The sequence below is a fragment of the Bacillus sp. NMCC46 genome (genome assembly GCF_002998465.1).
GTDB lineage: Bacteria > Bacillota > Bacilli > Bacillales > Bacillaceae > Bacillus.
In genome coordinates this window covers 204,810-225,350 of record NZ_PVQZ01000004.1, presented here as the reverse complement: position 1 = coordinate 225,350, position 20,541 = coordinate 204,810, and the positions used below count along the sequence as shown (strand labels likewise).

Here is a 20,541-nt window from a genome sequence, read left to right as displayed (position 1 = left end):
AGGGGACAGAGGGAATGGTGATTGATATTTTTGAAAAATTGGAACAGCTGATTCAATACGGGATCAATAAAGAGCTGATGACATCACTAGATATCGATTATACGAGAAATCGGCTGCTTGAGGTGCTCGGGCTCGATGACGCTGAAGCAAGAACAGTCTCAGGAGAAGGAGACCTTGAAGACATTTTAATGCCGATGCTGGATTGGGCAGTAGAAACAGGCCTTATTCCTGAGGGGACGGATACGTATCGTGATTTACTAGATGCGAAAATCATGGGCTGCTTGGTGGCACCTCCAAGTGTCATCTATGCGAAGTTTGAAGAAAAACGCCAGCATGAGGGACCAGAGGCAGCTACAAGCTGGTTCTATGCGATGCAGCAGCATGCCCACTATATTCATACAGGCAGGATCGCCAAAAATGTACAGTGGTTTACACCAACAGACGATGGTGTGCTGGAGATCACCATTAATCTATCAAAACCGGAAAAGGACCCCAAAGCCATCGCTGAAGCCAAGAAGCTCAGTCAAAAGCAATATCCTCTTTGTCTCCTTTGTAAAGAAAACGTTGGCTTCGAGGGGCGGATCAACCATCCAGCGAGACAGAATCACCGGATTATTCCTGTGACACTCTCAGGTGAATCGTGGTTTCTGCAATTTTCACCTTATGTGTATTACAACGAGCACTGCATAGTGTTCAAAGGTAAACATGAGCCAATGAGCATCACCAAAAAAACCTTTGAACGACTGCTTTCCTTCATATCTATATACCCGCACTATTTCATCGGGTCGAACGCCGACCTTCCGATTGTCGGAGGCAGTATATTAAGTCATGACCATTTTCAGGGCGGTGCACATGAATTTCCGATGGCGAAAGCAGAGATGGAAGAAGTCTTTTCTCTCAAAGCCTTTCCGGATGTGCGAGCTGGCATTGTGAAATGGCCGATGTCTGTGATCCGCCTTCGAAGCAGCGAGCGGCAGCCGCTCGCGGACGCAGCAGACTTTATCTTACATGAGTGGAAATTGTATTCAGATGAAGAGGTGGGGCTGATCGCTCATACAGGAGAGACTCCGCACAATACCATTACACCTATTGCGCGGCGCCACGGGGATGACTATGAATTAGATTTAGTGCTGCGTAATAACCGTACAGACAAGCGGCACCCAGACGGCATTTTCCATCCGCACGAAGAAGTCCACCATATTAAAAAAGAGAATATCGGATTAATTGAAGTCATGGGCCTTGCTGTCCTTCCTGGCAGATTAGCAGAGGAATTAAGCCAATTAAAAGAGGCATTGCTATCCGAAAGTCCTCTTGAAGAAATCAAAGCCCGTCCTGCTATCATGAAACACGAAACATGGGCAAAGCGGCTGCTTGAAGAGAACACCTTTACAGAGGACAATACCGAAACCATTTTACAACAAGAAATTGGCTCTATTTTTTCTCGAATTCTCTCGCAGGCGGGTGTGTTTAAAAGAACTGAGCAAGGGAAAACAGCTTTTAACCGTTTCATTCAAACACTTCATACAGGCAGGTGATTAGATGATTGAACAAGTAAGAGAGCTAATGGAAGAAAAGCAGCTTGATGGTGTCTTGATTCAAAAGCGAAATAACTTCTCCTGGCTGACAGGCGGAAGAAGGAATCACATTGTGTTAAATACGCCAGAGGGCGTGTGCCAGCTGCTCGTCTTAAAAGACGACCTCGTCCTCATTGTGAATCAAATGGAAGAAAAGCGGATCATTGAAGAGGAAATGGCGTATGTCGATCATCCCTTTCAAGTGGTCACAATGGATTGGTATGAGGATGAGACCCCCTACATTCAAGAATTCACAAAAGGTAAACGAATTGGGGCGGACATTCAAATGGATGGATTCGAATGGATCGAGCCGGATTTGTCACATGTTCGATCGATCCTTACTGTCTCGCAGCTCAGTCAATATGAAATCCTTTGTCATGAAACAGCGGTCATTGTAGAAAGTGTCTGTCAAGAAATCGTGCCAGGGCAGACCGAACACGAAATTGCTTCGCTTGTTGCTCAAAGAGCCATTGCACAAGGGATGACGATAGAAGTCCTGCTTGTGGCAACGGATGACCGGATCCATCAATACCGTCACCCGATTCCAACAGAGAAAGCACTTCAAAAGCACGCGCTTGTTGTCCTCTGTGCAGAACGGCACGGGCTCGTAGCGAATGTCACAAGGTCTGTTTACTTTGGTCAGCTTCCAAAGGAGCTTGAAGAGAACAAAGAGCGGCTTGCACGAATTGATACAGTCATGAATGCCGCCACACGTCCTGGTAAAACATTGGGAGATGTACTGAAAGCAGGTATTGCTCAGTATGAAAAAGAGGGCTTCCCTGATAGCTGGAAAAAGCTTCATCAAGGGGGAAAGACGGGATTTGTATCTAGGGAAATCATTGCCGTTCCCTCATCGAAGGAAAAAATTCAGCTGCATCAAGTGTTTACGTGGAATCCTTCGTTGCCTGGACTGAAATCAGAGGATACGATAGTAGTAGAAAAAGAGGGCAACCGCTTTTTAACCTATACAGGCAAGTGGACGTACATGGACATTGAACATGAAGGGGAGATCTATAGACGACCTGACATCTTAGTGAGAGATGAATAAATGCAGAGTGCCGGCGCTGAGCCGGTTTTTTGCTGGAAGTCTTTAGCGAGATTCCACTAATTCAGCATCATTACCAATTCTTACAGCGTATCGCAGAGAATCGATACTTTCTTTTCTTGTGAACTTGCGTTAAAATGAGTAAGGTTTTTGTTAAATGTGGGGATACCTATTTCAAAATTGTTTACCTAGATAAAATTTCATTAAGTTAAATTGAAATTCGACCAAACTTTTTTATTGTGGTAAACCTAAATTTGACAAAGTTCTTGATTGTTTGTCCTTTGCCTTCAACTCTCAACTTTTCAAAATCCTAGAAATTTATTGTGTGTGCAATAATATAAATTTATGTCGAATTTATGACATTTTAATAGAAATCTGTTGAAAAATAAATGAACTTTTGAAAAAAGGGAAGCTAACTCTAACAGATTTTGATAGCATTACAAAGGGAAGAAAAGTTTTCGAAGGCAGATGGCTTTTCACAATTATTCAGCAATTTATACATTATCTAAGGAAGGATGGTGATCTTCTTGTTCAGAGCCATTAAACCTATGCTTTTATTAGCGATGCTCGTGAGTGTTTTTTTATTAGGAGGTTGCAGCAATATCGCTGTTTTAGATCCTAAAGGACCTGTCGCAGCACAACAAAAAGACTTAATCCTTTTATCCATTGGATTCATGCTCTTTATCGTTGGTGCGGTATTTGTACTGTTTACCATCATTTTGGTTAAATACCGTGAGCGTAAGGACGTTGGAAACGCCTCTTATAACCCAGAACTACACGGGAATACGCTTCTAGAAGTTATCTGGACAGTGATCCCAATATTAATCGTTGCTGCCCTTTCGGTTCCAACTGTAAAAACAATTTACTCTTTGGAAGAGGCACCTCAAGCAACAAGCCATAAAGATCCACTTGTCGTTTATGCTACAGCTGTTGATTGGAAATGGATCTTTAGCTATCCAGAGGAAAATATTGAGACAGTGAACTACTTAAACATTCCAAAAGATCAGCCGGTTTTATTCAAAATCACTTCCGCTGATACAATGGCATCACTATGGATTCCTCAGCTAGGCGGGGAGAAGTATGCGATGGCTGGAATGGAGATGGAACAATATCTTCAAGCTGATCAAGTTGGCACATATGAAGGAAGAAACGCCAACTTCACAGGCGAGGGCTTTGCTCAGCAAAAATTCAAAGTCAATGCGATGACGCAGTCTGACTATGATAAATGGGTAAGCAAAACGAAGAAAGAAGCACCAAAGTTAACGAAGAAAACGTATGACTACTTGATGCTTCCGGATGCTGCAGATGTGCAGACATTCTCATCAACACATTTATCCTTTGCGAAGCATGGAGAGGATTCTGAATACGCACTCCAAGCACGCAAACGTTTAGGTTACCAATCAGTTTCTCCGCATTCCAAAACAGATCCTTTCGAGAATGTGAAGAACTATAAAAGAAAACTAGATAATGAATAAACTGACTAAGGAAAGGAGGAGGCCGTTATGCATTTGAAATGGGATGAGTTTTTTGTAACTGGAGACCCATTAATTCTTGGTGCGCAAATTTCTATCGCTCTTACTTCCATTGCTATCGTGTTTGTTTTAACCTACTTTAAAAAGTGGAAATGGCTCTGGAAAGAATGGCTAACATCAGTTGATCATAAAAAGCTTGGGATCATGTATATCCTTGCTGCTGTGATTATGTTCTTCCGCGGTGGGGTAGACGGACTGATGATGCGCGCACAGCTGGCGCTTCCTAATAATACGTTTTTAGATTCCAACCACTATAATGAAATTTTCACAACGCATGGTACGATCATGATTCTATTCATGGCGATGCCATTTTTAATTGGTTTAATCAACGTCGTTGTGCCTCTTCAAATTGGTGCACGTGACGTTGCATTCCCTTATTTGAACAACCTTAGCTTCTGGACATTCATGGTTGGAGCGATGCTGTTCAACATTTCCTTCGTCATTGGAGGATCACCAAGTGCAGGCTGGACGAGTTACATGCCGCTCGCCGGAAATGATTTCTCACCAGGTCCTGGACAGAACTATTACTTGCTCGGGCTCCAAATTGCAGGTATTGGTACACTTATGACTGGTATTAACTTCATGGTGACCATCTTAAAAATGCGTACAAAAGGTATGACGCTTATGCGTATGCCAATGTTTACATGGACAACATTGATTACGTCTGTCATCATCGTATTCGCATTCCCTGTATTAACAGTTGCTTTAGCACTTATGACATTTGATCGTTTATTCGGTTCCGCATTCTTTACACTCGAAGCAGGCGGTATGCCAATGCTTTGGGCGAACCTTTTCTGGATTTGGGGACATCCTGAGGTATATATCGTCATCCTGCCGGCTTTCGGTATTTTCTCAGAAATCTTTGCGACGTTCTCAAGAAAACAGCTGTTTGGTTACAAAGCGATGGTTGTATCGATTGTGGCAATCTCTGTTCTTAGTTTCCTTGTGTGGGTTCACCACTTCTTTACAATGGGGAACAGTGCAGCGGTTAACTCATTCTTCTCGATTACAACAATGGCGATTTCTGTACCAACAGGTGTGAAAATCTTTAACTGGCTCTTTACGATGTATCGAGGCCGTATCAGCTTTACTTCACCAATGCTTTGGGCACTTGGTTTCATCCCGAACTTCGTTATCGGTGGTGTCACTGGGGTTATGCTTGCGATGGCAGCTGCGGATTACCAGTACCATAACACGTACTTCCTTGTATCCCACTTCCACTATGTATTAATCGCAGGTACTGTTTTTGCTTGTTTTGCTGGCCTTGTTTTCTGGTATCCAAAAATGTTTGGTTACAAGTTAAACGAAAGAATCGGCAAATGGTTCTTCTGGGTATTCATGATCGGATTTAACATCTGTTTCTTCCCGCAGTACTTCTTAGGACTGCAAGGAATGCCAAGACGTATTTATACGTATGGACCAGAAGATGGCTGGACTGCACTAAACTTTATTTCAACAATTGGTGCATTTATGATGGGTATCGGCTTCATCATCCTTTGCTACAACATCTACTACAGCTGGAGACACGCGAAACGTGAAGTGTCTGGAGACAGCTGGGGAGATGGACGTACTCTTGACTGGGCGACATCTTCTGCAATTCCGCCGCATTATAACTTTGCAGCACTTCCAGAAGTGACAACACCAGATGCATTCCATCATTGGAAGCAAAACAACGTAGACGTTCATCCTGAAAAAGAATTCAAGAAAATTCACATGCCGCACAATTCAGGCAGACCACTCATCATGTCTGCATTCTTCGGACTTGGTGCATTCGGTCTTGTATTTGAATGGTATTGGATTGGCGTTATTGGCTTAATCGGTGTATTCGCAACAATGATTTTACGCTCATTTGAATATGACGATGGCTACTATATTCCTGTTGAAGAAGTGATTGAAACAGAGAAAAAGAATAAGGAGGCGCAGAAGTAATGGGACATAATGATAGCAGCTATGCAAATGCACCGCTTGAATATCAGTCTGAAACAGGACGTTTAAACATCCTTGGTTTCTGGATATTCCTTGGCGCGGAAATCGTGTTATTCTCAACACTTTTTGCGACCTACTTTGTTCTTCATGGCAGAACAGCTGGCGGCGTTTTACCAGCTGAACTGTTTGATATGAAGCTTGTATTGATCATGACATTCCTGTTATTGGTTAGTTCATTTACATGCGGGATTGCTGTTCATGAAATGCGCCGTGGAAGTACAAAAGGGGTTGTCATTTGGACGATTCTGACACTGCTTCTAGGTGCAGGCTTCGTTGGCTTTGAGATTTTCGAGTTCTTCCATTATGTACATGAGGGTGCGAGCATCCATACAAGTGCGTATTGGTCTGCATTCTTTGTACTCTTAGGAACTCACGGACTACACGTATCCATCGGTATCTTCTGGATTACCGGGGTCTTGTTCCAAATTAAAAAACGTGGATTAACTCCACAAACAGCAGCGAAGATTTTTATCTCAAGTCTATACTGGCATTTTCTTGATGTTGTATGGATTTTCATCTTCACAGCTGTTTACTTGATCGGATTAGGGGGGCTTTTGTGATATGGCTGGAAAAACACATTCCTCAGCAGAGCACGAACACTTCCCTTGGAAACACGTAGTTGGCTTCATCCTATCCATTGTGCTAACAATCTTAGCATTCTGGATTGCCATTGGAGCTGAAATTGGCAGTTCTGCAAAACTATGGATTATCTTTGGTTTTGCCTTCATTCAAGCGTTCTTGCAGCTATTCATGTTTATGCACATGACAGAAAGCGAGAACGGAACTGTTCAAGTCGGAAATACATTGTTTGGTCTGTTTTGTGCAATTATCTTCGTTATCGGATCTGTTTGGATCTTTGCGGCTCACTACAGCCACGGAGAGAACAGCAAAGACGGTTATTCACCTTCTGCGCCAAAGCAGTCTGAGCATTCAGAGAAATAATAAAAAAACCACTCATCCCTCAAAGGTGAGTGGTTTTTATCATGATGGTGATTACGCCTCCAATAGGTGGTGCGTGATTTATCTGGTGCTGCTGAATCTTTTGCGAATGAATGGAAGTCCATAAATGAGAAACGCTGCAATGTGTGCCAAAATGACGTTAATGGCAAAGAATGCGATCATGAAGGTATGTCCTGCTGGAGATAAACTGCTCGTCATGTAAAGACCGAAGAAAATCCACATAATCATAATGGGTGGAATAGAAGCTAGTGCAATTTTTCTGTTTTCAAGCCATAAAAACAGGGGTGTAGCCGTTGCAATACATAGGTACGCAAAGAACATATCCATCGTATCCAACTCCTTTGTAAGTTGATATCCAAATCAAATAAGAGGTCAGGATGCAATTGTGTCTGTTTTTAGGAGATATTGTGAACATTTTGTTACAAGTATTATACCACAATTGACTTTGAAGTAAACTCAATAATTGGAAAATGGGCCTTATTCCGTAGAAAGTGGTTTTTCCTTTTCTCTCCGTACAGCTTATGCTGGCATGATAATTGCTTGTCATATCGCCACATAGGTCATTGAATTTTCCCCTTAAAATCTGTAAAATAATCTTTTTAAAGGACTCATGATCGGTTGAATGGAAAAAGTATAGAGGAATTTTTTCCTATTGTTAGAATGAAAAGTATTTCATTTTTTGAAAAATGATTGGAACCTTTCGGATGTATCTTCCGTCATATTTAAGGTGAGTTGCTTTTGTGAAAATTTCAATCTAATATAAATAAGGGCTTTTATGTTTTGTAATAAGGGTGGTTAGTTCATGAACAAGCAGAATACATCTCCGTACTATCAAGGGGATTTAATTTTTATATTTTTAGCCTTCTTTGCCATCAGTGTCATTGCGATTTATGCTGCGGGTCAATTTGGGCAGTATGGATCTAATGCATGGACCAGACAGATCATTTACTACATGGTTGGAGTTATATGTATTGTAGCCATAAATTACTTTGACTTGGAGCAATTAGAAAAGCTAAGCCTCTATATTTTTATAGGCGGCATTATGCTGTTAATTTTTCTGAAAATCGCTCCTGCACAAATCGGAGGTCATGATTTTGCTCCAATTAAAAATGGTGCAAAAAGCTGGTTTGTGATACCGGGGATCGGAACACTTCAGCCCTCAGAGTTCATGAAAATTGGTTTGATTATGATGCTCGCATCTGTTATTGGCAAGTCAAGCCCTAGAGGAAAACGGACATTAGAAGATGATATCTTCCTTCTATTAAAAATTGCCGGGGTGGCAGCTGTTCCAGTTGGACTGATTTTCTTACAGGATGCAGGTACGGCAGCTGTCTGTATGTTTATTGTCGTTGTGATGGTGTTTTTATCAGGAGTCAATTGGAAACTGATCTCTCTCATCGGTTCCGTAGTTGTGCTTTTAGTTGCCGCTGTGTTAACTGTGATCATTCTCTTCCCTGATGTTGCGAAAACAATTGGCATTCAGCAGTATCAGATTAACCGGATTACCGCTTGGCTGCCTGATAGTTCTACGTCAGCCAATCAAGCGCAGACTCAGGATGCGTCTGGGTCTGATAAATATCAAGTAGACCAGGCCATAATGGCCATCGGTGCTGGACAGATTTTTGGGAATGGGGTTAAAAACTTAAAAGTCTATGTCCCAGAAGCACAAACAGATATGATTTTCTCCATTATAGGAGAAGCCTTTGGCTTTGTCGGATGTGCGTTTGTTGTGATCATGTTCTTCTTCTTGATCTACCGGCTTGTCGTGCTGATCGACCGTATCCATCCATATAGCCGGTTTGCGTCATTCTTCTGTGTAGGATATACAGCACTGATTGTGATCCATACGTTCCAGAACATTGGGATGAATATAGGCGTGATGCCTGTAACAGGGATTCCGCTCCTATTTATCAGCTTCGGAGGAAGCTCTGTCTTATCTGTCCTTATTGGATTCGGGATTGCTTATAACGCAAGTGTTCAATTAACGAAATACCAAAGTTATTTATTTAAATAAAACGGGTAAGGGCAGTCTAAGTATAGACTGTCTTTTTTCATGCGAGTTTTAATTTTTGAAAAGCCATATGTCTTTGTCATATGATAGTACAAGTGAAGGAGGTCTTCGAATTGAACAAAACGATAGAAACGATATTAAATCATCGGTCCATCCGTTCGTTTACAGACGAGCGTTTGTCCGAAGAAGAGGTGCTGACACTCATTAAAAGTGCACAGGCTGCTTCGACATCAAGCTATGTACAGGCGTACAGTATTATTGGTGTGACAGATCAAGAGAAGAAGGCCAAGCTTGCTGAACTGGCTGGGAATCAGCCATACGTTGAGAAGAATGGGCATTTCTTTGTCTTCTGTGCAGACTTGAAACGCCATGATGATATTGCAAAAAAAGCAGGGGAAAATCATCAAGAGGCGCTTGAGAATACGGAAGCCTTTCTCATTAGCGTCATTGATACGGCGCTCGCTGCGCAAAATATGAGTGTAGCCGCAGAATCAATGGGACTTGGGATCTGCTATATTGGCGGTCTGCGTAATCAACTGAAAGAAGTGTCTGAATTACTTGAAACGCCATCTTATGTGCTGCCGTTATTTGGTCTGGCTGTCGGACATCCAGCGAGTCAATCGTCACAAAAGGAACGGCTGCCAGTTGAACTCATTTATCATGAAAATGCTTATCAGCTAGATGAAGCGCATGTGGATCGTTATTTAAAAGAATACGATGATCGTATTTCATCATATTATGAAGAACGAACAAACGGAGAGAGAAAAGATACTTGGTCTAAGCAGATGCTTCGCGGCTTTAGTCAGCCAAAGCGTGCCTTCCTTGGAGAATTTGTTAAAGAGAAGGGCTTTAATCGAAAATAAATAAGACATCCCCCCTTTCGATTGAGAGAGGGGGATTTCTGTAAGAGGTGCAGCATGATGAAATTAAGTATACTGGATCAATCTCCTTTGATCGGAGATGCAACACCTGCTGAAGCATTGAAGCAAACGGTTGAATTGGCAAAGCAGGCAGAGAAGTGGGGCTATCACCGTTTTTGGGTATCAGAGCATCACTTTTCAAACCGGCTTGCAGGGTCGAGTCCAGAGGTGCTTCTCGGTCATTTATCAGCCGTTACGTCACATATACGTATTGGCTCAGGCGGTGTGATGCTGCCTCACTATAGTGCCTATAAAGTAGCAGAGAACTTCAGGGTTCTCGAAGCACTGGCTCCTGGGAGAATTGATCTTGGGATTGGACGTGCTCCTGGTGGTATGCCCATTTCCTCCATTGCCCTTCATCATGGTGAACGAAAACGACTAGGTGATCAATATCCTGAGCAGGTAGAAGAATTGAAGGTCTATTTACACGACCTAGCGGATGAATTTTACCCGCTGCCCCATTTAACCGCTTCTCCGAAGGTAGAGACTGCACCAGAGGTATGGATGCTTGGTTCCTCTGGAGGGAGTGCAAGACTTGCGGCGAAAGCAGGTGCAGGCTATACGTTTGCTCTATTTATCAATGGCGAAGGCGGAGAAGATTCTGTGGAGCAATACATCAACCGGTTCGAACCTTCAGCATTCGGTGATGAGCCGCGCGTCAGTCTTGCGGTCTTCGTTTTATGTGCTGAAACAGAGGAACAGGCAGAAAAACTGGCAGTCAGCTTAGATTTATCCTTACTCGCCAATGAACAGGGGCAAAACCTCGGGGGCTTTCCTTCATATGAAAAGGCACAAGCTTATTCCTACAGTCCATATGAACAAAAACGAGTGGCTGCCAATCGTCAAAGGATGGTGGTTGGAACGCCATCTTCTGTGAAAAAGCAGCTGACGGCACTAGCGAAAGCGTATCGTACAAATGAAGTAATCGCTGTGACGATCACTCACCACATGCAAGACCGGCTCACATCGTATCGTTTATTAAAAGAAGTCTTTGATGCATAACGTATGTATGTCTGTTTACCGTCCACGCAGCCAATAGAGGGGGAAAAGGAGCATCATGATGAAAATAAACGCCAAACTAAGCGGGTAAATGAAGGACACATAGACCGTCAGCTCGCATGCTTGATGAAAAGGACGAGGATGTTTCGCGTGTAAAAGGGTGAAAATACACCAAAGTGATCGTTAGAAAAAAAGCAGTCAAAAAAGAAACGATCCATAGCAATATCAACATCAGTCTCTCTTTCCTCTATATATAATCGAAAAGCCTTGATGAGCTAATCCGCTCATACAAGGCTTTTCTTGTGATTCACGTTTATTCAGGATAAATATCGAAGGGTTCCTTCGTTTGAACAGTGTCTGATTTCCCTTTCAAACTTGCATACGCAAGCATTGTATACTCACCAGGTTCCAGCTTTTGACCTTGATTGATCGTGCCATTCCATTTTACGCGGTGTTCTCCTTTATCAACATGTTGATAAACACCTGCTTCACCTAAATACTCTCCATCTGTCGAGTAGACGAGAAATGCAAGGTTCTCAGCGCCGCCAGGCAGATAGCTGCTAATAACATAGCTTCCAGCACGGTTATCCGGCTCGACGGAAACCGAAGTGACGCGCGGATAATCAGGCTCTTTTACAATCAATAAAGTAGGAATCTCTGTGACCTTTCTGCCATTTTCACGAAGGGTAATGCTGCCTTGGTACGTTCCTTTTTTGGTTTTACCGTATTTCACTTGTACCGCGGAAGTAAAGGACCCAGTGGAATTCCCTTTGACAGTGATTTTTTTCGTTCCGTTTGTGCTGATGCCGCTGCCATTAAATTTGTAATCAATGGTATACGTTTTCGGTGCTTTTGAAAGGTTTTCTACCTTGAATTTCTTCGTTTTGATTTGAACGCCTTTTTCTTTCAAGAAAGTGCCGTAAGAATAGCTGGCATCAGAAACGATAGATGACGCTTGGAGTGATTCGATGATTCGAACACTGCCTGTCCCTTGTGTGTTATGAGGGAATGGGCTGCCATTTGCGTCAAATAGTTTTTCTGCTGTATTCATCATCAGTGCTTTGATCTGTTCAGTTGTGTACGATGGTTTTGCTTGCTTGATGATCGCTGCGACCCCTGCCACATGCGGTGAAGCCATGCTTGTTCCTTGCTTTGAGCCATATCCGTAAGGCTGAGAAGGGTTATGCGTTGGAATCGTACTCACAATGCTGACGCCAGGTGCTGATAAATCAGGCTTAATCATCCACGTATCCACAACTGGTCCGCGAGATGAGAAGTCAGCGACTTGCTCACTAAGTTCTTTGACAAATTGAATGGAGAAAGTCGTTGTATTATTACCAGTCTCAATAGTTTTAACAAGTGCTGTTCCTTCAGCTTTTGAAAGCTTAATCGTAGGAAGAGCGAGACCCGGTACATCGACTGGAATTTCTCCATCGGTGTTGTTATACATCACAACGCCGATTGCACCAGCAGCTTTTGCATTGTCTACTTTATCAACAAAGGCAATGGCTCCTCGTTCGATCACGGCAACCTTTCCTTTCACATCGATGTCTTCAAATGCTTTTTCGTCACCGATACCTGCATGGACGAGTGTGACTTGTTTTTGGTCAAGTGCTTTTAAATCACTCTCTTGGTAGTAGCCCATCACTTTTGCAGTAGAATAGTTCGGGAATTTCACATTGTAAAGGCTGTACGGAAGCTGTGTTGCTCCGACAGAAATGGCATCTCTTGACGTGCCGGGAGAACCGACTGTCCAGCTGTTCGGTCCGCTGTTTCCATTCGATGTGACAGCGACAACGCCTTCAGACATGGCCCAGTCGAGTGCGATGCTTGTGGCATAATCAGGGTTATTCACACTGTTTCCGAGAGAGAGGTTCATGACATCTGCTCCATCAGTAACAGCGCGGTCGATGCCTGCAAGAACGTTCTCAGTTGTCCCAGACCCGCCTGGTCCAAGTACACGGTACGCAAGAAGTGCGGCATCCTTTGCGACACCTTTAATTTGTCCATTGGCAGCAATTGTCCCTGCGACGTGTGTGCCGTGGTCTGTCGATTCGCCTCTAGGGTCTCCTTTAGGCGTCTCTTGCGGAGAATAATCGTTATCAACAAAATCATAGCCTTTGTATAAACCAAAGTTTCCTTTTAAATCAGGGTGGGTATAGTCTACTCCAGTATCAATGACAGCGACTTTTACCCCTTTTCCAGAGTAGCCGGCATCCCAAGCTTTTGGTGCACCGATAAATGGAGCGCTTTTATCCATAAGAGGGGAGACATCTTCATTTGGAAGCTGAATACTTTCCTTTTTCACTTCATCTGTTTGATATGTAACATCCGGATAAACGGCTTTTACTCCGTCCACTGCGAGCAGCTTCGGAATTTCGTTTGCAGGAAGTTTCATAGAGAAACCAGAGAAGACTTTTTCATATTCTTGACGAACACTCGCTTTATCAATTTCTTTGAGTGCTGCATTTTTTACTTTTGTTCGAGATTTTTTGAGGGAGGCCTTTGTTTGAGCTTTGCCTTCTTGCTTTGCTTCAACCAAGGATTTTTCCTTTAATTCAACAATGACAGTGGTGTGTTTTCTAGAGTTGACATTGATTTCACCGAAGATTTCTGCTTTTTCTAGTTCCACCTGTTTGTTCGATGGAGCGGCAGCAGCCTGTTGACCTGTAAAGAATGTGGATAAAATAAAAATAGTGGAGAACAATAGAACAGAAGAACGAGAGATGACCTTTTTCATTAATTTTCCCCTTTCTAGCTGTGTTTTTAGGGAGATAGCCTTTCTTTTTGTGGATAAATAGGAAAGATTCACTGCCCGTTATTAAGTATTCAATACGATGAAAACAATTCCTTTACTAAAATGGTCTTATTTTACATAGTTATAAAGAACTATTTTGTTTATAAAGTCTCACTTATGCACAAACTCCTGTTGATAACTCATTTATTTAGATATATATATGGAAAATAAAAAAATCTCATACACAAAATCTAGTAATGGGGTGTTGATATGTGGATAAACCCTGTTGATAAGGTGTGCTTATCTTTTGGATATAGTGTGTATAAAATTTTTATTCAAACACCCTCATACATGATCATCTTCTCCACTTTTCAACAAAACTTCTGAAAACTAGTTTGTTTTTTCACCCAGATTGTGACAAACCTCTCTTTTTTCTCGGGATATGATAGGAGCAGTTGTTTTGCTAGAACTGCTAGATTCTAAGAAAAGCGGAGGGATGTTCAGTGAAGAAATTCAAAAACTGGTTGAGTGTATGGTTTGGTTTCATGATGAATGTGCTTGTGAATCCTGGTGTGATGATGAAGCAGCAACGGTTTCAGGCGGCTGCGGTGGATAATCGTTTCTTTCAAGTTGTGAACGAGAGAGAGCTAGAGAAGCTGGCAGAAGAAAAGAACAAGAAGCGCAGGTCAGAGAAACCGTTTAAGCAAAGTCTGATGATGCTTGATGAGAAGACGACGAGAGAGGCGCGTGCTGGCCCGCTCTTACCTTTACATGGGAGATGAAACAGGGTAAAATCCCACATAAGAAACGTTATCTGGTGGGAGAGGATACCCCTTGAAGATATATAAAATATTGAATAACAATGCAGTGGTTGTAAAGGAAGGTGATCAGGAGAAAATTGTGATGGGGCCTGGAATTGCTTTTCAGAAGGGGAAAAATGACGTCGTTCCCGTTCAAAAAATAGAGAAAATCTTTGTTGTGCGTGAAGAAAATGAGAAATTCAAACAAATTCTTGCGACATTGCCCGAAGCGCATATTGAGGTGGCAGAGCATATCATCAGTTATGCAGAGGGTAAACTGATGATGCCGCTTAGTGATCATATCCATATATCACTGACTGACCATTTATCCTTTGCTATAGAGCGCATTCAAAAGGGCATTGTGCTATATAATAAATTGCTTGGTGAGATCAAAGTCTTATATAAGCAGGAATATGATATTGGAAAGTATGCCATTCGTTATGTAAAGGATCGGCTTGGGGTTGAACTGCCGGACGATGAGGCAGGGTATGTGGCACTCCATATTCATACGGCCAAAATGAATACGGAGTCTATGAAAAAGACCGTGAAATATACAACGATGATCAAAGAAATGATCGAGCATATAGAAAGCTATTTTCAGCATTCAATTGATGAGGATAGTATTTCCTATCAGCGGCTTGTGACACATTTGAGGTATGCATTAGGCAGGTTGGAATCAAATGAGGCATTTCAAATCATGGACGATGACATGCTGAGTTTTATCCAAACAAAGTATGATTTGGCTTACCAGTGTGCACGTGGACTCGCTGATTTGTTAAAAAATGAATATGAACTTCATCTCCCTGAATCGGAGATCGGCTACATCACGCTGCATGTCCAGCGTCTGCAGGATGCCGAATTGGTTTAGTGGTTGTGCCTGCATGCAGGCTTTTTTTATGCACACTACTCTTATTAGTGTATATGGGTCAATTGATTCGAAAAAAGAGGTTGACGCACGTCTCACTCTTATACTATGATGAAAGCGTAATCAAAATTTGATATCGTGGGATTGTGACTGCCAGGCAGGCAAGACCTAAAATTTGCGTAACGAGGGGACGTGTATGTCCTTTTATCGTTGGTGAATTTTAGGTCTTTTTTGCTTTAAAAAAGGAGGAGACAACATGGATTATCAAAAAGCAGCCAAAGAATTAACAAAACGATTAGGCGGCAAAGAAAATGTCATCAGTGCCACGCATTGTGCAACAAGACTCAGATTGGTGATAAAAGATGAGGAACTGATTGACAAAGAAGCCATTGAGGAACTTGAAGGGGTGAAGGGGGCTTTCTCAAGCTCGGGACAATTCCAAATCATTTTTGGAACGGGGGCAGTCAACAAAGTATATGAACCATTTGCTCGTGAGACTGGTCTTGAGACAGGAGACGAGAAACAAAAGCCTGTCAGCCATGATGAAGCAGTGAAACAAAAAATGAATCCACTTGCACGTTTTGCAAAGACGTTATCAAATATTTTTGTACCGATCATTCCAGCAATTGTTGCAAGCGGTTTATTAATGGGCCTATTAGGCATGATGAAAGCCTTCAAATGGGCTGACCCAAGCTCTGCGATCTTCCAAATGCTTGATATGTTCTCAAGTGCAGCCTTTATCATTTTGCCGATTTTAATTGGGGTCAGTGCGGCGAAAGAGTTTGGTGGAAATTCGTATTTAGGAGCCGTTATTGGGGGGATTATGATTCACCCGAACCTGCTCAACCCGTGGGGGCTGATGGATGCGAAACCAGAGTATATGCATTTATTCAATTTTGATATTGCTCTTCTTGGTTACCAAGGAACAGTCATTCCAGTATTATTGACTGTGTACATCATGTGCATTGTAGAAAAGAATTTAAGAAAAGTGGTTCCGAACAGTATTGATTTACTTGTGACCCCGTTTGTGACGGTGATTGTGACTGGATTTGTGACGTTTATTGCAGTTGGACCGCTTGGAAGAATGCTCGGTACTGGAATTTCGAATGCATTGACATTTATTTATGATCATGCAGGCTTCTTAGCAGGACTCATTTTCGGAGGTGCCTACTCTCTCATTGTTCTTACAGGGGTTCATCATAGCTTCCATGCGATTGAAGCAGGACTGCTGAATGATATTGGGCGTAACTATTTGCTGCCAATTTGGGCCATGTCCAACGTAGCTCAAGGCGGGGCGGGATTGGCTGTCTTTTTCTTAGCGAAACGCGCGAAAACAAAAGAAATCGCACTTCCTGCAGCTTTCTCAGCTTTCCTAGGTATTACCGAGCCTGTCATATTCGGTGTCAACCTCCGCTATCGTAAGCCGTTTATTGCCGCGATGATCGGAGGCGCATTAGGCGGGGCATTTGTTGTCTTCACGAAGGTTGCAGCCAACGCCTATGGTTTAACGGGTATTCCGATGATTGCGATTGCCGCGCCATACGGTGTGCAGAATGTGGTGAATTATGTGATTGGTATGTTAATCGCTGTTGCTGTTTCATTTACTCTCACCATCATCTTTAAAGTAAAAGAAGTAGAAAAATAATCAAGGAGTGGTCACAGTCATGACAACAACTGACGCAGCACTTCGTCAAAAGGTAGCAGACCGTATTCGAAACTATGAGCATTTGGTGAAAAAAGATGTGTACCGTCAGCATTTTCATTTAATGCCGCCAGTTGGTCTTTTAAATGACCCGAATGGGTTGATTCAGTGGAAAGGGGTTTACCACGTTTTTTATCAGTGGCAGCCATTCAAAACGGGACACGGCGCAAAATTTTGGGGCCATTACACATCGACAGATCTAGTGAATTGGCAGCACGAGGAAGCCGCCCTTGCCCCAAGTGATTGGTTTGATCAAAACGGCTGTTATTCTGGCAGCGCAGTCATTGACGATGGACAGATGTATGTGATGTACACTGGAAACGTTCGCGATGAACAAGGAAACCGTGAGACATATCAATGTTTAGCTGTTTCAGAAGATGGCATTCATTTTCAGAAAAAAGGTGTCGTGGCGACGCTGCCAGAAGGATTCACCGCCCATTTTCGTGATCCGAAAGTATGGAAGCGAAATGGCCAGTGGTACATGGTTCTTGGTGCACAAAGCCTGGACCTGAAAGGGAATCTCGTCTTGTTTACCTCTGATACTTTAGACAATTGGACGTTTCAAGGCATGATTGCTGGCAGTGGAAAAAATGGATTAGAGGATTTCGGTTATATGTGGGAATGTCCAGATCTATTTGAATTAGATGGCCGGGATGTATTGATTGTGTCGCCGCAAGGGCTCAAGCCGGATGGCTTAAAATATCATAATACACATCAATCAGGCTATTTTGTTGGGAGATTGGATGATCATACCTATCAATATACGCACGGAGCGTTTGAGGAGCTGGACCGCGGCTTTGACTTCTATGCGCAGCAAACCTTTCTAGACGAATCAGGCAGACGTCTTTTAATCGGATGGATGGGGGTGCCTGATCAAGGAGAAGAGCATCATCCAACGATTTCGTATCAATGGATACACTGCCTCACGATCCCGAGAGAGCTGCGTTTAGATGATAACGGACATCTGATTCAAAAACCAGTCACTGAACTCCAGGCGATGAGAACAAATGAACAAGAGAATGTTTTTCATATCAAACGCTCCGTCCAATCGATTCCTGTAGATGATATTACAAGCGCAGAGGTATTCATTGATCAAATTGACACACAAAAAGGGTTTGAATGCTGTATTCGAGCGGCAGCCCGTATTATTTATGATAAAGATGAAGGGAAACTGACATTAGAGCGAGATCGATTTGAAGATCGATCAAAAGAAGTTCGTGAAGTAGCAATAGAGGAATTACACGATCTTCACATCTTTATCGATGCATCGTCGATTGAGATTTTTGTAAACGGAGGCCGAGAAGTATTTACTGCACGTTACTTTCCTTCCCCGGGAAATAAATCAATCTCGATCAGTGGCAGAAATGAAACAAAGCTGAAACTGAAAACATGGCATTTACAAAGAAAAGCAGATCAATGATCTGCTTTTTCTAGTGAAATCCGCCCGTATCTTAGAACCTATAACATGTATATACAAGGGTGGTCTGAAGCGGTTTGATGACGTTTTACATATATGATAACAAGTGGAATTATGGTATCATTTTAAAATATATACAGCTGAGGCTGACGTTTATCCAAATGCGGTAGGACAAAAAGGGGTTGTTTACTTGAATTCAAAACAGCAGCCGACGACTAGAAAACGCTTGGAGACAATGGCAGATCATGTTGAAGATAAACGTGAAGAATATAAAGAATTGCTCATTCAAGTCCAATCTATTCTCGGTGAACCTTCTCTAGAGCAGGAAGAATTAAAAGAGAAGCTGTCAGATACGTATAAACAAATGAAAGAATATGCCTTATTTGTTGAATCCATTGAAGCCTTTATTCGAAAAATGGCGAAAGAATCTGATCAGCAAAAGTAGGTATTCCTGTATGGATAAAAGAGTGTACCCAGACGCGGGTATGCTTTTTTTCATGAAATGAAAGGGTGACGTCAATTGAAGATAGAAACGTATATTTATTTGGAGGACAAGAAGAAGTTTGTACCCATTGATGATATTGAAAAGATCAAAACATTCGTTGCTACGAAAGGAGATTTTATGGAACAGGGGTTTACAAACCTTGAAGAAACAATTACGTTCGATCATGGGAAAAAGGGGAAAATAGAGGATTTCGAAAATCCAGATTCTATTGAAGAGTTGTGGCATTATTATAAAAATGTATTAGTAGATTACATGGAAGAAGGGTACGGAAAAATTTATTATCCAAGTTTACCCCTAGAAATACAGTTGGAGAGAAAATCCGATCGAGAAATTATGTTATCACTTGAAAATCAGATATTGGTGGCCGACTTTAAAGAGTTTGTATATCAACTCATTGAATCAGGTCGTCAATTTATCGAGTTTTTAAAAGTGATTACGGGAAGACCTGATGATAGTGATTTACGTGATGAATTTGAGAGAATAGAGAAGGTATACAAGAGCTTGTAAGTACAAACAAAACCCGATTCGCCCATTAACAAGGCGAATCGGGTTTTTCTGTTCTATTTGTCAACACGATGAGCAGAATGCTTTGTTGGTCCGATGTATTCATTTAGCTGGAAAGAGCCTTTGATGGCAGCTGTGATGAATTCTTTTGCTGCATAAATGGCTTCTTTCACGTCTGAGCCGTTTGCCAGTTCAGCTGTGACTGCTGCTGAGAATGTGCAGCCTGCGCCGTGTGTGTATTCTGTGTCGATCTTATCTGTTTCAAGGCGTTCGAAGGTTTGTCCATCATAAAGCAAATCGATCGCTTTATCTTGGCTTAGCTTACCGCCTCCCGTGATGACCACATACTTGGCACCAAGTTCGTGAATGCGTTTTGCCGCTTCTTCCATTTGTTCAATCGTTTTGATCTCACCGATTCCGCTTAATTGACCTGCTTCGAAAAGGTTAGGCGTGATGACGGTTGCCAGTGGTGTGAGTTTTTCGCGCAGTGCTTCAGCGTGCTCTGGGTAAAGGACTTCGTTCGCACCCTTACAAACCATAACAGGATCAATGACGACATTTTTTAGGTCGTATGTTTTGATAGTGTCAGCTGCAAGTTCGATCACGTCGACTGTTGGGAGCATACCCGTTTTCAGTGCATCTACCCCAATGCCTTCTACAATGGTAGAGAGCTGCGCACGAATCGTCGCCGTATCAATTGGAAACACCTGATGATCCCAATGGTTATGAGGGTCCATTGCAACGACAACGGTTAAAGCTGTCATCCCGTAGACGTTTTTTTCTTGAAACGTTTTTAAATCTGCTTGGATACCTGCACCGCCGCTTGAATCCGACCCTGCGATGGTGAGTGCTTTATTCATAGACATAGTTGCTGAACCTCCAATGTGATGTGTAACAGTTACTGTTCTATCCCTTATTATAATCAGCTTTTCCGTTTATCACAATGAAACGACATAAAAAAGCGTTCCACCCTAGGAAGAACGC

At 42.4% G+C, this 20,541-nt stretch carries 18 protein-coding genes; 15 read left to right on the top strand and 3 right to left on the bottom strand.

Features of this window, described 5'->3' with window-relative positions; all coding sequences use genetic code 11:
* Positions 1–14 precede the first annotated feature (14 nt).
* The 6 genes from galT to qoxD all read left to right on the top strand — a co-directional run bounded on the left by galT (position 15) and on the right by qoxD (position 7,079).
* Positions 15–1,535 (top strand): UDP-glucose--hexose-1-phosphate uridylyltransferase, encoded by a 1,521-nt coding sequence (galT, locus tag C6Y01_RS13265; protein ID WP_095285641.1) that lies wholly within the window; start codon positions 15–17, stop codon positions 1,533–1,535.
* A gap of 4 nt (positions 1,536–1,539) precedes the next feature.
* Complete coding sequence (locus tag C6Y01_RS13260; protein WP_106038303.1) at positions 1,540–2,622, top strand: M24 family metallopeptidase; 1,083 nt, start codon at positions 1,540–1,542, stop codon at positions 2,620–2,622.
* 515 nt (positions 2,623–3,137) lie between these two features.
* Positions 3,138–4,094: a cytochrome aa3 quinol oxidase subunit II gene (gene qoxA / locus C6Y01_RS13255; protein ID WP_095285740.1), complete on the top strand. Its 957-nt coding sequence runs from the start codon at positions 3,138–3,140 to the stop codon at positions 4,092–4,094.
* A gap of 27 nt (positions 4,095–4,121) precedes the next feature.
* Entirely contained in the window at positions 4,122–6,080 is a 1,959-nt protein-coding gene (gene qoxB, locus C6Y01_RS13250) for a cytochrome aa3 quinol oxidase subunit I (RefSeq protein WP_034660406.1), read from the top strand.
* Positions 6,080–6,697, top strand: coding sequence for a cytochrome aa3 quinol oxidase subunit III (gene qoxC / locus C6Y01_RS13245; RefSeq protein ID WP_007497820.1), 618 nt, complete (start codon positions 6,080–6,082; stop codon positions 6,695–6,697). The genes qoxB and qoxC overlap by 1 nt, the downstream gene beginning before the upstream one ends.
* 1 nt (position 6,698) lies before the next feature.
* Complete coding sequence (gene qoxD / locus C6Y01_RS13240; protein ID WP_007497818.1) at positions 6,699–7,079, top strand: cytochrome aa3 quinol oxidase subunit IV; 381 nt, start codon at positions 6,699–6,701, stop codon at positions 7,077–7,079.
* Between the two features lie 78 nt (positions 7,080–7,157).
* Here the strand turns inward: qoxD and C6Y01_RS13235 are convergent, their stop codons facing one another.
* Positions 7,158–7,424 (bottom strand): spore morphogenesis/germination protein YwcE, encoded by a 267-nt coding sequence (locus C6Y01_RS13235; RefSeq protein ID WP_003215279.1) that lies wholly within the window; start codon positions 7,422–7,424, stop codon positions 7,158–7,160.
* A gap of 475 nt (positions 7,425–7,899) precedes the next feature.
* On the opposite strand from C6Y01_RS13235, the gene C6Y01_RS13230 reads away from it, so the two are divergent.
* From C6Y01_RS13230 to C6Y01_RS13220, 3 genes are all read left to right on the top strand, one after another.
* Positions 7,900–9,111, top strand: coding sequence for an FtsW/RodA/SpoVE family cell cycle protein (locus tag C6Y01_RS13230; protein ID WP_034660405.1), 1,212 nt, complete (start codon positions 7,900–7,902; stop codon positions 9,109–9,111).
* 110 nt (positions 9,112–9,221) lie between these two features.
* Positions 9,222–9,971, top strand: coding sequence for an oxygen-insensitive NADPH nitroreductase (gene nfsA, locus C6Y01_RS13225; RefSeq protein WP_106038302.1), 750 nt, complete (start codon positions 9,222–9,224; stop codon positions 9,969–9,971).
* Positions 9,972–10,025: 54 nt separating this feature from the next.
* Complete coding sequence (locus C6Y01_RS13220) at positions 10,026–11,030, top strand: LLM class flavin-dependent oxidoreductase (RefSeq protein ID WP_034660403.1); 1,005 nt, start codon at positions 10,026–10,028, stop codon at positions 11,028–11,030.
* A 310-nt stretch (positions 11,031–11,340) separates the two neighbouring features.
* On the opposite strand, the gene C6Y01_RS13210 is transcribed toward C6Y01_RS13220, so the two are convergent.
* A complete protein-coding gene (locus C6Y01_RS13210) occupies positions 11,341–13,767 on the bottom strand; it encodes a S8 family peptidase (protein WP_106038301.1) in 2,427 nt (808 codons plus the stop codon).
* A 500-nt stretch (positions 13,768–14,267) separates the two neighbouring features.
* Here C6Y01_RS13210 and C6Y01_RS13205 point away from each other — a divergent pair, with 500 nt between their 5' ends.
* The 6 genes from C6Y01_RS13205 (at position 14,268) to C6Y01_RS13180 (ending at position 19,560) form a co-directional block, all read left to right on the top strand.
* The gene (locus tag C6Y01_RS13205; RefSeq protein WP_034660401.1) at positions 14,268–14,546 is read left to right on the top strand and encodes a hypothetical protein; all 279 of its coding nucleotides are present in this window, start codon (positions 14,268–14,270) and stop codon (positions 14,544–14,546) included.
* Between the two features lie 52 nt (positions 14,547–14,598).
* Positions 14,599–15,432: a PRD domain-containing protein gene (locus tag C6Y01_RS13200; protein ID WP_034660400.1), complete on the top strand. Its 834-nt coding sequence runs from the start codon at positions 14,599–14,601 to the stop codon at positions 15,430–15,432.
* A 253-nt stretch (positions 15,433–15,685) separates the two neighbouring features.
* On the top strand, positions 15,686–17,074 hold the full coding sequence (locus C6Y01_RS13195; protein WP_106038300.1) for a sucrose-specific PTS transporter subunit IIBC: 1,389 nt from the start codon (positions 15,686–15,688) through the stop codon (positions 17,072–17,074).
* Positions 17,075–17,093: 19 nt separating this feature from the next.
* Positions 17,094–18,551, top strand: coding sequence for a sucrose-6-phosphate hydrolase (locus C6Y01_RS13190; protein WP_106038299.1), 1,458 nt, complete (start codon positions 17,094–17,096; stop codon positions 18,549–18,551).
* A 187-nt stretch (positions 18,552–18,738) separates the two neighbouring features.
* Positions 18,739–18,993, top strand: a complete 255-nt coding sequence (locus C6Y01_RS13185; RefSeq protein ID WP_008359596.1) for a hypothetical protein — start codon at positions 18,739–18,741, stop codon at positions 18,991–18,993.
* A gap of 75 nt (positions 18,994–19,068) precedes the next feature.
* A complete protein-coding gene (locus C6Y01_RS13180; RefSeq protein ID WP_106038298.1) occupies positions 19,069–19,560 on the top strand; it encodes a hypothetical protein in 492 nt (163 codons plus the stop codon).
* A gap of 53 nt (positions 19,561–19,613) precedes the next feature.
* Here C6Y01_RS13180 and C6Y01_RS13175 read toward each other — a convergent pair whose 3' ends face one another.
* Positions 19,614–20,423, bottom strand: a complete 810-nt coding sequence (locus C6Y01_RS13175) for a bifunctional hydroxymethylpyrimidine kinase/phosphomethylpyrimidine kinase (RefSeq protein ID WP_034660396.1) — start codon at positions 20,421–20,423, stop codon at positions 19,614–19,616.
* Positions 20,424–20,541 lie beyond the last annotated feature (118 nt).

Excerpts from the sequence above, each read along its gene's own strand:
- qoxD (WP_007497818.1), top strand. The coding sequence starts at position 6,699 with ATGGCTGGAAAAACACATTCCTCAGCAGAGCACGAACACTTCCCTTGG.
- C6Y01_RS13230 (WP_034660405.1), top strand. The coding sequence starts at position 7,900 with ATGAACAAGCAGAATACATCTCCGTACTATCAAGGGGATTTAATTTTT.
- C6Y01_RS13175 (WP_034660396.1), bottom strand. The coding sequence starts at position 20,423 with ATGTCTATGAATAAAGCACTCACCATCGCAGGGTCGGATTCAAGCGGC.
- C6Y01_RS13260 (WP_106038303.1), top strand. The coding sequence starts at position 1,540 with ATGATTGAACAAGTAAGAGAGCTAATGGAAGAAAAGCAGCTTGATGGT.
- C6Y01_RS13190 (WP_106038299.1), top strand. The coding sequence starts at position 17,094 with ATGACAACAACTGACGCAGCACTTCGTCAAAAGGTAGCAGACCGTATT.
- C6Y01_RS13195 (WP_106038300.1), top strand. The coding sequence starts at position 15,686 with ATGGATTATCAAAAAGCAGCCAAAGAATTAACAAAACGATTAGGCGGC.
- C6Y01_RS13235 (WP_003215279.1), bottom strand. The coding sequence starts at position 7,424 with ATGGATATGTTCTTTGCGTACCTATGTATTGCAACGGCTACACCCCTG.
- galT (WP_095285641.1), top strand. The coding sequence starts at position 15 with ATGGTGATTGATATTTTTGAAAAATTGGAACAGCTGATTCAATACGGG.
- qoxC (WP_007497820.1), top strand. The coding sequence starts at position 6,080 with ATGGGACATAATGATAGCAGCTATGCAAATGCACCGCTTGAATATCAG.
- C6Y01_RS13210 (WP_106038301.1), bottom strand. The coding sequence starts at position 13,767 with ATGAAAAAGGTCATCTCTCGTTCTTCTGTTCTATTGTTCTCCACTATT.
- qoxB (WP_034660406.1), top strand. The coding sequence starts at position 4,122 with ATGCATTTGAAATGGGATGAGTTTTTTGTAACTGGAGACCCATTAATT.
- C6Y01_RS13220 (WP_034660403.1), top strand. The coding sequence starts at position 10,026 with ATGATGAAATTAAGTATACTGGATCAATCTCCTTTGATCGGAGATGCA.